General features: G+C 72.0%; 9 protein-coding genes. 5 read left to right on the plus strand and 4 right to left on the minus strand.

Annotated features, from left to right (window positions below):
* The first annotated feature begins 40 nt into the window (after window positions 1-40).
* From G3I40_RS33210 to G3I40_RS33220, 3 genes are all read left to right on the plus strand, one after another.
* Window positions 41-1183, plus strand: coding sequence for a DUF1343 domain-containing protein (locus G3I40_RS33210; protein ID WP_164306323.1), 1143 nt, complete (start codon window positions 41-43; stop codon window positions 1181-1183).
* Between the two features lie 156 nt (window positions 1184-1339).
* Window positions 1340-2593, plus strand: a complete 1254-nt coding sequence (locus G3I40_RS33215) for an MFS transporter (RefSeq protein WP_164306324.1) — start codon at window positions 1340-1342, stop codon at window positions 2591-2593.
* A gap of 92 nt (window positions 2594-2685) precedes the next feature.
* Window positions 2686-3951, plus strand: a complete 1266-nt coding sequence (locus G3I40_RS33220; protein ID WP_164306317.1) for a serine-threonine protein kinase — start codon at window positions 2686-2688, stop codon at window positions 3949-3951.
* Between the two features lie 8 nt (window positions 3952-3959).
* Here G3I40_RS33220 and G3I40_RS33225 read toward each other — a convergent pair whose 3' ends face one another.
* Both G3I40_RS33225 and G3I40_RS33230 read right to left on the minus strand, forming a co-directional pair.
* Complete coding sequence (locus G3I40_RS33225) at window positions 3960-5945, minus strand: SpoIIE family protein phosphatase (RefSeq protein WP_164306318.1); 1986 nt, start codon at window positions 5943-5945, stop codon at window positions 3960-3962.
* Between the two features lie 232 nt (window positions 5946-6177).
* On the minus strand, window positions 6178-8982 hold the full coding sequence (locus G3I40_RS33230) for a penicillin acylase family protein (protein ID WP_239092092.1): 2805 nt from the start codon (window positions 8980-8982) through the stop codon (window positions 6178-6180).
* A gap of 327 nt (window positions 8983-9309) precedes the next feature.
* On the opposite strand from G3I40_RS33230, the gene G3I40_RS33235 reads away from it, so the two are divergent.
* Entirely contained in the window at window positions 9310-9912 is a 603-nt protein-coding gene (locus tag G3I40_RS33235) for a hypothetical protein (RefSeq protein ID WP_164306320.1), read from the plus strand.
* Between the two features lie 53 nt (window positions 9913-9965).
* On the opposite strand, the gene G3I40_RS33240 is transcribed toward G3I40_RS33235, so the two are convergent.
* On the minus strand, window positions 9966-11672 hold the full coding sequence (locus G3I40_RS33240; RefSeq protein ID WP_164306321.1) for an immunity 49 family protein: 1707 nt from the start codon (window positions 11670-11672) through the stop codon (window positions 9966-9968).
* Between the two features lie 206 nt (window positions 11673-11878).
* The gene (locus G3I40_RS33250) at window positions 11879-12391 is read right to left on the minus strand and encodes a hypothetical protein (RefSeq protein WP_164306322.1); all 513 of its coding nucleotides are present in this window, start codon (window positions 12389-12391) and stop codon (window positions 11879-11881) included.
* Between the two features lie 58 nt (window positions 12392-12449).
* Here G3I40_RS33250 and G3I40_RS33255 point away from each other — a divergent pair.
* On the plus strand, window positions 12450-12837 hold a 388-nt coding region (locus tag G3I40_RS33255; RefSeq protein WP_203645221.1), incomplete at its 3' end, for a 3-keto-5-aminohexanoate cleavage protein.

The raw sequence follows: 12837 nt of genomic DNA on the forward strand, positions 1-12837 counted from the left end.
GGGAGCGGCCGGCGCCTCGCCGGGCGGCGGCCGCCACGGACTGCGGACCGGCTTCGAGCGGCTCGCGGCGGACGGCTACCGGCTTCTCGACGGGGAGAAGGTCGGCGTCGTCACCAACCCGACCGGGGTCACCCGCGACGTGCGGCACATCGTCGACGTGATGCACGCGGACGAACGGGTCGACCTGGTCGCGGTGTTCGGGCCCGAGCACGGCTTCCGGGGCACGGCGCAGGCGGGCGGCTCGGAGGGCCGCTACGACGACCCGGCCACCGGACTGCCCGTCTACGACACGTACTTGAAGAGCGGTCAACCGCTCGCGGACGTCTTCACGGCGTCCGGGGTCGACACCGTCGTCTTCGACATCCAGGACGCGGGCGCCCGCTTCTACACGTACATCTGGACGCTGTACGACTGCATGGAGGCGGCGCAGCTCGCGGGCAAGAAGTTCGTCGTGCTCGACCGCCCGAACCCGGTCACCGGGCGCGGCGCCTACGGTCCCGTCCTGCACAAGGAGTTCGCGACGTTCGTCGGCCGCCGGGAGATCTCCCAGGCGCACGGCATGACGGTCACGGAGCTGGCCCGCCTGTTCAACGGTGAGTACCTCGCGCACCCGGTCGAGCTGACCACCGTGACGATGACGGGCTGGAAGCGGCGCGACTTCTACGACGCCTCGGGCCTTCCGTGGGTGCCGCCGAGCCCCAACATGCCCACCGCGGACACTGCGTTGGTGTACTCCGGGACGTGCATGTTCGAGGGCACGAACCTGTCCGAGGGGCGCGGCACCACCCGCCCCTTCGAGCTCCTCGGCGCGGACGGCATCGACGGGAAGTGGGCCGCGAAGGCCAATGAACTCGCCCTGCCCGGCGTGCACTTCAGGGAGGCGTACTTCGCACCGACGTTCTCCAAGTTCGAGGGCAAGACGATCGGCGGCGTGCAGATCCACGTCGACGACCGGGAGGCGTTCGACCCGGTCCGCACGGGCATCGCACTGCTGGTGACCGCGAAATCGGTCTGGAGCGACTTCGCCTGGCGCTCGGACAACTGGATCGACAAGCTCACCGGCTCCACCCGGGTCCGCACGATGATCGACGCGGGCGCGTCGACGGACGAGGTCGTGGGCGCGTGGCAGGGGGAGCTGGCGGCGTTCCGGAACGTGCGTCGCAAGTACCTCACGTACAAGTAGCGGACCCGTCTCGGAATCCGGGACGCCCGTCCCAGAATATTGACTGAGCCGTACACGGACAATCAGAGTCGCCTCGTGCTCAAAGACGACTCAACCAGGGAAGAAGCGGCCGCGGCCGCCGCGCCGCAGGACTCCGAGCCCTCGCAACCGGAGAGCCTGCGCCGGGTGGCCGTGGCCAGCTTCATCGGGACGGCCATCGAGTTCTACGACTTCTACGTCTACGGAACGGCCGCCGCGCTCGTCCTCAACGACGCGTTCTTCCCGAACCTCTCCTCCCTCAACGCCACCCTCGCCTCCTTCTCGACGTACGCCGTCGCGTTCGCCGCCCGCCCGATCGGCTCGCTGGTCTTCGGCCACTTCGGCGACCGGATCGGCCGCAAGTCGGTGCTCGTGGCCTCTCTGCTCCTGATGGGCCTGTCGACCGCCTGCGTCGGACTGCTGCCCGGCTACGGCACCTTGGGCGTGTGGGCGCCCGTCCTGCTCGTGCTGCTGCGGTTCCTGCAGGGCGTCGGGCTCGGCGGCGAATGGGGCGGGGCCGCGCTGCTCGCCGTGGAGCACGCGCCGCGCGGGAAACGCGGGCTGTTCGCCGCCTTCCCCCAACTCGGCCCGTCCGTCGGCTTCTTCGCGGCCACCGGCATCTTCTGGCTGCTCTCGGAGACGCTGTCGGACGACGCGTTCCGGTCGTGGGGCTGGCGCATCCCGTTCCTGCTCTCCTTCCTCCTGGTCGCCGTCGGCCTGTTCGTGCGGCTGAAGATCAGCGAGACGCCGGTCTTCGCCAAGGTGATGCGGGACCAGGAGGCCAGCAAGGCACCGGCGTGGGAGGTCTTCACGCGCCACCCGAAGGAGATCCTGCTCGGCGCGGGCGGCATGGTCATCGCGTACGGCCTCTTCTACACGGCGACCACCTACTGCCTCGCGTACGGCACCACGACGCTCGGCGTGCCCCGCAGCACCATGCTCGCGGTGTCGCTGGTGGCCTGTCTGTTCCTGGCGGCCGGCACCTGGCTCGCCGCGACCCGTTCGGACGCGGGCGGCCGCCGCAAGATGGTGCTCGCGGGCTCCGCGCTCGCCGTCGTCTGGGGCTTCGCCCTGTTCCCGCTGATGGACACCGAGCAGCCCGCCCTCATCGCGCTCGCGCTCGGCGGCGCCCTGTTCTGCATGGGCGTGGTGTACGGCCCGATGGGCGCGTACCTGCCCGAACTGTTCGGGGTGCGGGTGCGCTACTCCGGCGCCTCCTTCGCGTACAACCTCGGCGGCGTGCTGGGCGGCGCCGTGGCGCCCCTGGTGGCGACGCGGCTGCAGGGGGCGTTCGGGTCGGCGTCGGTGGGCTGGTACGTGAGCGCGATGGCGGTCGTCTCGCTGCTGTGCGTACTGGCGCTGCCGGAGACCCGGGAGCGGGAACTCGCCTGATTCCACCCGCAGTTGACGGGGCGTATGGCCAACCTCCGGGTACGGCAGGACGATGCGGCACACCGCACGGACGACTGCCACGGGGGTTGGCCATGGCCGCACCGGAAGTACATGTACGTCCCTACTGGGAGTTGACGTTCGACGCCGACGGGGACGCCGAGCCCGGGCGGCGCGACCGGCTGCTGCGCGAGGCCCACCAGGTGAGCGACCTCGTCGTCCTCGCGCACGGATGGAACAACGACCGGTCCCTCGCGACACGCCTGTACGACCGCTTCTTCGCCCCGTTCCCGGCTCTCGCCCCCGGCGCCCGGATCGGCTACGCGGGGGTGCTGTGGCCGTCGATGCGGTTCACGGACGAGCCCGTACCCGACTTCGACCCGGCGCTCGCCGAGGCCGTCACGATGCCGCGCACCACCCTCGACGAGGGCACGCGGGCCGCACTCGCCGCGGCCTTCCCGGACAGCGGTCCGCTCGTCGGCGAACTGACCCGGCTGCTCGACCACCAGCCGGACCGGGCCGACGCGTTCGACCGGTTCGGCGACCTCGTCCGCCGGCTCGTCGGCACCCGCCCGACCGCCCTCGGCGCGGACACCGAGGAGGAGCTCTCGGCGCACGCCGCCCCGAAGATGCTCCACGAGAACACGCGCGACGTGTGCCTGGAGTTCGCCGACGCCCTGGAGGCCACGGCGGGCACGGCCGCCTTCTCCTGGCCCGGCGGCCTGGCCAAGGCGTGGCAGGGGGCACACGAACTGCTGCGCCAGGCAACGTACTTCGAGATGAAGAGCCGCGCGGGCACGGTCGGGCAGAAGGGTCTCGGCCCGCTCCTCGGGCGCCTGGCGCACGACGCGCCGCAGGTGCGGGTCCATCTCGTCGGGCACAGCTTCGGGGCCCGCCTCGTGTCGTTCGCGCTGGCCGGGCTGCCGCCCGCCGCGGGGCAGGTGGCGTCGGTGACGCTCCTGCAAGGGGCCTTCTCCCACTACGCGTTCGCGGGGCGCGGCGTCCTGAAGGGCCGACAGGCGCGGATCGCGGGCCCGTTGGTGTCCTGCTACTCGCACTTCGACACCGCGCTGGGCACGATGTACCCGATCGCCTCCCGCCTCGCCGACGACGACACGGGCATCCTCGGCCTCGGCGCCCGCTGGGGCGCGATGGGCTTCGACGGCATCAAGGACGTCCCCGGTGCGGTCCGGCTCACCCTCGCCGAGGCACTGCGCGCGGGCGTGCCCGCCGAGGGCTGCGTGAGCGTGGACGCGGCCCAGGTCGTACGCCGTGGACCACCGCCGTCGGGGGCCCACAGCGACATCTGCCATCAGGAGCTGGCGCGGGTGGTCCTCGGCGCGGGGCGCGTGCCCCTGTAGGACAGCCCCTACTGCCGGTCGGCGCGGAAGGCGATCATCGCCGTGTCGTCCCGGCAGTCGGAGAGTTCGTTCAGGTGGCGCAGCAGCTCGGGCAGGTCCGTGCCGCGGTGCCGCGCGGCCTCGCGCACGAGGCGGGCCTGTCCCTCGTCGAGGGCGGCGGTGGGTGTCTCGATCAGGCCGTCCGTGTAGAGGACCACGGTGTCGCCGGGGCCGAGCAGGTGGGTGTGCGTGGTCCGGGCGACGCGGGGGTCCACGGACAGCGGCAGGTCCTCGCCGGCGCCGGTCAGGAAGCGCGGGGCGTCGTGCACGGGGACCAGCAGCGGCGGCGGGTGGCCCGCGTTGGACCACGTCAGCTGCCAGTGCCCGTCGGCCAGACGGCGCAGGTGCGAGTGGACGGCGGTGGTGAAGGGCGCCACGTGCAGCCCCTCGGCGACGTCGTCGAGGAGGGACAGGACCGACGCGGGCAGGCACTCGGGCCCCTTGTTCCAGGCGAGCGCGCGGAGCATGCTGCGCAACTGCCCCATGGCGGTGGCCGCCGCGAGATCGTGCCCGGCGACGTCGCCGATGTCGAGGACGAGGGTCCCGTCGGGCTGGAGGAAGGCGTCGTACCAGTCGCCGCCGATCTCCCCGGCGGAGCTCGCGGGCCGGTAGACGGCGGCGAGGGAGGCGCCGGGCACCTCGGGCGGCCGGGTGAGGTGGGCGCGTTGCAGGGCGAGCGCGGTGCGCCGGGCCTGCTGCAGGTCGAGGACCTTGCGGATCGGGCGCTGGGCGTGATGCAGGACCTCGCGCAGCAGGGCGACGTCGTTGGCCGCCGGGACGGGTGTGTCCCCGTTGGTACTGGTGGCCGCGTAGCCGAGGACGAGGTCGTCGACGACGAGCGGGATCAGGGTCAGGCTCGTCGCGTCGGTCGCCGCGAGCCACTCCTCGGTGACGGTGGGGACGAGTTCCGCGGGCGGCGCGCCGCCGTCGGGCAGGTAGAAGGTCCGCGGGACGCCCTTCTCCAGCACGTCTCTGACGGTGTCGGACAGGGCGACGCGCTGCCCGCGCAGGGCGGGCGGCGGCAGCAGTCCCGGGCGGGTGCGGGAGGCGACCCGCCGGGCGGTGACCCGCGCGTTCTCGGGCAGCGGCCACTCCTCGTGGGAGAGCAGCAGGATCAGGCAGGCGTCGGCCAGTTCGGGGACGATCACGTCGACCACCGCGGCGAACGCCTCGTCGAGCGTGCCGCCGGACACCGCGCCCACCGCCGCGAGCAGCCGCTCGCGCAACTGCGCGCCCCAGCCGGCCTCGACGTCGGCGGTGGCCGCGATCCACTCGTCGATCCGGCCGCCGCTCACCACGGGGACGGCGCGGGTCGACACGTGGCGGTAGGCGCCGTCGGGGGTGCGGATGCGGAAGGTGGCGGCGACCATCTCCGGGTCGTCGGAGCCGAGGGCGTCGTGCCAGGCGCGGCTCAGCATCTCGCGGTCGCGCGGATGGATCCGGGCGAACAGGTCCTCGCCGGTCCGCCCCGGCCAGGGCGTTCCGGTGAGGTCCTGCCAGCCGGCGACGATCTCGTCCATCGTGCCGTCCGCACGCAGCACCCAGACCATCTGCGACACGGCCGACACCAGGGCCTCGTAGCGCTGCAGCGCCCGGGTCTCCGCGGTGGTGTCCATCAGGACGACGAGCGCGCCGTCGCCCTGGGGCGTGGTGACGGGCGTGCAGGAGTAGACGAAGTACTTGGCCTGGCCGAAGGCGCCGGGGTCGGGCTCGCGGGAGTCGTTCAGCTGCCGGGCCCGGCCGGTCGCCCGCACGTCGTCGAGGACGGTCAGGAACTCCTCCGCGTCCTTCTCGGGGAACGCCTGCGCGGCCGGCAGCCCGAGCGTGCGGGCGCCGAGCATCCTCTTGAGCGCGGCGTTGGTGTAGAGCAGCCGGTGCTCGGCCCCGGCGAACAGGGCGACCGCCGCGATCGTCTCGTCGAAGAGCTTCGGGTCCAGGGCCCGCGCGGGGCTCATCGCGCGGCTCCGGCGGTGGGGACGGGCGGCACTGGTCTGGCGGTCATCCGTACGTAGGGCACCCGTGCACGATTGTCGACCGGCCCCGGGAACACCGCGCTGGCACGCCGTGCACGGGCAAAGTCCCGCGGTCGGGGCGCACGAGCGGCGTACGGCGCGGTCGCGCCCGCCCGGACGACGGGCGAACGCGACCTCACAGGCCTTGGCCGCGACCTGATCCGCCGGACAGGCCCTAGCGGTGACCGGGGAACTCGATCACCTGCTGGTACGTCGGCCTGTTCTGCCACTGGATCCCGCGGTGCGTGATCCCGCCCAGGGCCCGGTGGACGATGGTGTCCGCACACCACTGGTCACCGGCCTTGCAGCTGTCGTCCCCGGGGTAGACCTCGGTGGCCGGTTTCGCGGCGGCGGTGGCCAGCGTCGTCAGGAGGGCGTCACGGCACGCGGAGAGGTCCCCGGCGCCGCAGTACGTCTGCCCCAACTTCCCTTCCACCGGCTGCCCGAGCACCGTGCGCAGGTCCTTGTCGACGTAGCCCCACCAGCCGTACTGGAACGCCGACCCGGCGTGCGCACCGGTCGGACCGTGTCCGGCGGACGGCGCCTCGTCGACGGTGAGCTCGCCGGTCAGCGCCGTGTACAGGTCGTCGCCGAGGCCCGGCTTGAACTCGGCCTGCACCAGCAGCGGCCACCACGCGTCCATGATCCGCACGGCGTCGGGATGCGCGTACGTCTTCGAGCCCGCGGAGGTCTGGTTGCGCTGCGCGCCGCCCTTGCGCCAGGCCTCCAGCTGCTGGACCGCCTTGGCCAGCTGGGGGTCGTCGACCGGCCGGCTGCGGATCACCTTGAGGATCTCCGGCAGCACCTGTTCGCCGCGCAGGTCGGTGACCGCGGACTCCTCCATGGCCTGGGTGAGCGAGGCCCGGGTGACGCCGCCCTCGGCGGTCAGCTTCTTCACGCGGTCGTCGAGGAGGTTGACGCGCTGCACGGCGCCGAGGCTGAAGTTGGCCGCGGTGAAGTCCTTGGCCTGTTTGTTGTTCCAGGAGACGTAGTAGTCCTGGTTCACGGAGTTCGGATGCTGGGACGGGGGCGTGTAGGCCGCCGTGTTGTCCTTCGGGTCGAAGTCCTGCCATTCATAGGCCTGTTCGGCCTTGACGGGCAGCGACATGTCGACGTCCTTGGCCCGCACCGGGTTGCTGCCGCTGTTGTAGTACGCGATGTCGCGCGAGTCGGCGTAGAACCAGTTGAAGGCGTAGCTGATGTGCTGCGCCGCCTTCTCGAAGCTCGCGGCGTCCTTCGTGTACGAAGGGTCGTTGAGCATCTGGAAGCCGACGATCGAGTCGGCCTCGTGGCGGTACGTCGAGCGCAGCGACGTGTACGCGACGGGCTTGCCGTCGACGGTGGCGCGGTGCGTGACGATGCCGTACTGCGTGCGCAGGACCTGCATCCGGTAGGAGCCCGCGGCGGTCGAGTCGGCGACCGTCGGCTTCCAGGAGTTCGTCCGCTCCATCTTCTCCATGGGCGTGCAGGTGCCCCGGTACATGTACGCGGTGGACTCCTTCGTGGGAGTCCCGCCGCCCGGCTCGCACAGCGGCACCGCGTACGTGTCGGTGATGTCCTGTCCGGCGGAGGTGGCCGACCACGCGTAGTCCTGGCCGCGGCCGAGCTGGATGTACATGCCGACGCCCGCGAAGGAGACGCCGCGCGCGCTGAGCCCGGGGCCCTGCAGCTCCTGCATCATCAGCAGCTGCGGCGCGAAGTAGCCGGTCTGGGGGCCGAACACGGCGACCGGGTTGCCGGACGCGGTGTGCTTGCCGGAGACGAGGAGGGCGTTGGACATGCCCTTCTTGGAGGCGGAGTCCTTGAACATGTCGGCGGGGAGCACCCCGTCGTCGTACATGCCCTGGAGGGGTTTGAGCCGCTCCGGGGCCTTCACGGGCTTCTCCTCCACGGTCCCGGACTTCGCCGCGGTCGCCGCGGAACCGGTCCGGTCGTAGACGAGCGGCTCCTTGACGACCGAACCCTTGTCGGGCAGGGCCTGGCCGCGCGCGTTCGCCGGTTTCTCGCCGTAGGGGAAGCTCGTGCCGTCGTGGATGGTGGTGACGGCCTCGGGGTCGTTGCGGCCGCGGAAGGACTCCCAGATCTGGGTGCCCTTCTCGACGCCGTACTTCTCCTGGGACTTCATGAGCGAGAGGGCCGCGTCGACCTCTCCCCCGCCGCCGTTGCCGAACAGTCCGCCGACCACGGAGGCGAGCGCGATCATGTCGGTCACCTTGAACGGCTGGATCTCACCGATGTTCGTGATGGCGTCGATCTTGCCGGTGAGGACGTACTCGCCCGGGAAGTAGCGGCCGTTCTTGGACTTCACGCGGTAGGCGTTGAGGCCGTCGATATAGGCTTGCGCGTCCGCCATGGCCTGCTCGCCGCGCTCGCCGCCGCTCTTCTTGATGTAGTCGACCTGCTGCTGCAGGTCGTCCTCGGTGTACGGGGCCTGCGGCCAGAACTCCTGCTCCAGGCCCTGGTTCGCGAGGGCGCCGCCGGCGAACGAGGTGAGTTCGCCGCGGCCGATGTGGCGGAACAGGTCGATCAGCCAGAGGCGGTCCTGACCTGCGGCGAAGCCGGCGCCGAACTCGGTTCCGTAGCGCGTGGAACCTTTGATGTGGGGTACGCCGTTCTTCTTGTCACGGGTGATCGTCACATCGTCCCGGGGACGGGTGACGGAGCCCACCTGATCATCCGGGACGCCGAAGGAGGAGTCGTTGAAGAATTGGGTGAGCGTGTCATCCGTGAGTGCGGGGTAGCCGGACGACAGGGCGTCGTAAGGGCCGAGTTGATCATCGGCGTGCGCGGGCTGGGTACCGAACAGCTTGTTGCCGAGGATCTCGGCCAGCGTGGCGCTGCCGTTCGCCCCGGGCGGCAGGATGTCCGCGCACTGCCCCTTGCAGTAGTCGCTGACGGGTGCGGGTTCGTCGGCGGCCGTGGCCGTCGAGAGAGGGGAGAGCAGTCCGGCGGTGAGCACGAGGGCCGCGGCGGCCGTCATTCTCCGCAGAGGGCCGATGGACTTTCTGTGCAGGGTGGTTCGTGGGATGCGTCGTCGCATGCCTGGTCCTCCCGACGATGGTGAGCCGGAGGTTACCGGCGGTTAGCCAACGACAGAAGATGAACATGCGTCACGTTTTCGGAATCACCACAGGGACCACGCAGCGTTTCCCCGGCCTCAGAAGGTGCCGGTGATGGGACCCATCACACATCGGATGGGACCGACCGCCCCGATGAGGGATCCGAATCGCGTGTCGATACGTCTACTCGGCGACGTCGCTTCATGGCTGCGGCGACGCCGACGTACGTGTGACGGAGGTGCAGGGCGATGGCTGGATTCCGAAGCCTGGCAAGACAGGTGCGCGACCCGCTGAGCGATCTGGCACTGCGGCGCTACTCACTGCGCAAGTGCCTGGAGAGATTCGCTCCCTACGGCCACCGGGCCACCTGGGACCATCTGTGCTCCCGGGCCGGGTTCGGCCCCGAGGACCGCTCCCCCGACCCGGCCCGGCTGGTCGCGGCCCTGGAGGAGCTCGAAGAGGCGCGCGCCGTCTGGCTCGCGTACGAAGTCGCCTTCGCACAGCGTCGGCGCAAGGAGAAGCACGACGGGCTGCGCAGCCCGGGCAGCGTGGACGACTGGCACCGGCTGACCTGGGGCGGCTTCGGGGTCGCCTGGTGCGACGACCCGTCGGTGCACCCGACCGAGCCGATGGCCGACGTGCTGCGCCGGCTGATCGCGGCCCTGGAGCGCGAGCCCGGGACGACGTGCCCCGTGTGTGCGGGCACCGCCCTCGTCTGGCAGCACGACCTGGCGCACGAACCGTCGTCGGGCCCCGTCTGCTCCCACTGCGGCATCGTGGTGCCGCGCCCCGTACTCACCCCCGCGGCCCTGGCCGAGGCCAGGCTGGCGCGACTGCTGGTGTCCGCGTAGCCGACGTTCAGCGCGACGGGGGTGCGGGCCACGGGCCGGCGCACCCCCGGATCTCACGCCCGGTCCGCGCCCTGGGCGGGGACCTTCTCGAGCCACTGCCGGTCGAGCAGGTGCTTCGGCAGGTGCGGCGCGTCGGTGGCGACCGGGAACTCCATGTCGTACGCGAGGCAGGCGAGGGCCAGCGGGCCGAGCGCCACACGGGCGCGCGGCGCCGTCGCTGCGCCCCAGTAACTGCCGTGCTGGGCAAGGGCGGTGGTGAGCGCCTCGCCGAAGGCGTCGTGGTCCTGGGTGAGCATCCGGTGGAACAGGGCGACCGGCTGGTACTCGACGCGGTTGACGAGTTCCTTCGGCGCGAGGGTCGGCACGTCCGGGTGCGAGGTCTCGATCGTCGTGACGAGCTTGTGCACGACGTCGTCCATCGGGTGGCCAAGCCAGTGGCTCTGGAGCACGTCGATCCAGTGCAGGACGTAGTCGTCGACGGGGGCGACGCCGCGCAGGTCGTCGAGCGGCACCCGGCACAACTGCGTCGTGCGTTCGCGGGCGCGGGTCACGAGGGTCAGGTAGTACGCGTCGAGCCAGGCGCGGGCGTCGCCCTGCCGTCCGTCGACCCCGGTCCCGGCCCCGGTCTCCGCCCCGTTCTCGGTCCCGGCGAACAGGTCCGTGCCGAGGCGCTGGGCCGCCACCCAGGCGTCCCAGGTCTCCACCCGGTCGGCGTCCGGGTCGGTCGCGGCGTGCGCGTGGGCGAGCGCGAGCACGGCGGCGAAGGCGTCGTCGCGACCGCCCGGGTCCGTGTCGAGCCGCGCCGTCAACGCGGCGCCGGTGCGCGCGAGTTCGTCGAGGTCCCCTCCCGCCGGGGCCGAGGCGAGGCGCCCGGCCCGGTCGAGTCCGCGCAGCGCCTGCATGATGTCGAGGAGTGCCTCGGGCGGCCGCAGCGAGAGGGTGCCGGTGGCGCGGTCGACGGTGGTGAGCGAGGTGAGCCGGCCCTCGTGCCACCAGTACACGCGCGGCGAGAGCGGACCGGGGCCTTCCTCGTGAGCCTTGAACGCATACGTGGCCAGGTCGTTCACGGCGTCCGCGACGCCGCCGTCGACGATCGGGTGGAACGCGAGCAGGTGCCGGGTCGGTACCGCCACGAGCGCGCCCGCGTCGGGCATGCGCCGGCCGGTGACCTCGGCGACCAGCTCCGGCAGGACGAGCGCCTTGGTCGAGACGAACGGGGAGTCGCCGTACACGGAGTACAGCACGGCGTGCCCGTCGAGCCGCACCTCTTCCGAACGCAGCGGCGCCCGCACCAGGTTGCGCTGCCCGGCGGCCCACAGCGCGTCGGCCCCGGCGCGCGCCACGTCCTGGTCGGTGAGCAGGGTCGCGGAGTCGGGTCCGTCGAGGGCGAGCGCGAGCCGCAGGCCCTCGGCCACGTCGCGCAGGTACGCGAAGCCGTCGTCCCCGTCGGCGGGGACGGCGTCCGGCGCCACCAGGCTCAGGCACGCGCGTGTCAGCAACTCCTCGGCGCTGTCGCCCCCTTGGGCGGCGGCGGCCGACGCGGCGAAGAACTCCTCGACCAGCCCGGGCCAGGTGTCCTCGGGTGCGCGGCGGCAGCGCCGCGCCAGGTGCGCCAGGAGGTGGCGGCGGCCGTCGGCCTCGACCGTGTCGCCGGGGAACACGGGGACGTGCAGGTGGTCGGCGACCAGGGCGCGCAGGCGGTCGGCCTGCGCGCCGGTGAGCGGAGGGAGGTGCGGGTCGGGCGCGTCGAGTCGTGTCACGCCCCGACTCTACGAGGCGGGCCGCCGGCGCGTCGGCGTCCGGCAGGAACCGGACCCGGCCGCCCCGGTTGCCCTACCGAACGAAGGCGCGAAGTACCGTACTGACGGCCGCCCTTGGCGCGATGTCGCCGAGGAACGCCGACCGGATGCGATAGGGGGCGAACTTCTGTACGACGGCCCCCGCCCGGTGCTTTCGGCCCGGACCCTCAGGGAGTGAGGACGTCCGTCTGGATCGCGAGCTTGAGCTCGGCCAGTATGAGCGGTACCGCGATCCCGTTGCCTCCGGTCCTGGCCGAGATCTTCAGCCCGACCGGCGTGCCCGGGTGTACGAACATCTGCCACGTGTAGGAGCGGTACTGGCCGCCGCCGGTGGCCGAGATGTCGGTGGTGGCCGTCGAGTCGTAGCGGGTGGAGAGGTTCAGCGGGTCGCGCACGAAGCGGGCGCGGTACTCGGTGGCGCGGCCGTCCGCCTTCCAGAAGACGAGCGCCGACAGCGTGCCCCAGCCGTCGTGGCTCGGCCAGATCAGGCCGGAGCGGGCGTCCGGGTAGCTGGAGGTACCCCCGCCGCCGGCCGGGTCGTGCATCTTCCACGGGTCGTAGGACTCCTCGGCCGCCGCGTACGGGAAGCGCACGAGGTGGTAGCCGTCGCTGTCGTACGTGATCTTCTGCGCGCCGGAGTGCGCGGACTCGTACTTGAGTGAGCTGATCGCTACTGGCATGTCGTTTCCGATCCCCGTCGCGGTGGCTCTGTCAGTGGCTGCTGGCACCATCGGCTTCATGGTGTTCGTACAGGTCTGTCTGAACGGTGCGCGTGGTGCGGACGACGGAGCGGTGGTGCCCCTGTCGCCCGGCGCGCTGGCCGAGGCCGCCGCGGCGGCGGTCGCGGCCGGTGCGTCGGATGTGCATGTTCACCCCAAGACCCCTTGCGGGCAAGACACGTTGTCGCCACGTTCGGTCGCGGCCACGCTCGACGCGATCCGCGCGGCGGTGGCGGTGCCGGTCGGTGTGACGACGGGGGCGTGGGCCGAGCCGGACCCGGCGGCCCGGGTGGCGCGGATCCGGGCCTGGACGACGCTGCCGGACCACGCCTCGGTGAACTGGCACGAGGAGGGGGCCGAGGCGGTCGCCGCCGCCCTGCTGGAGCGGGGTGTCGGCGTGGAGGCGG

Origin of the sequence: Streptomyces sp. SID14478 (assembly GCF_010548525.1) — a bacterium.
Lineage (GTDB): Bacteria > Actinomycetota > Actinomycetes > Streptomycetales > Streptomycetaceae > Streptomyces.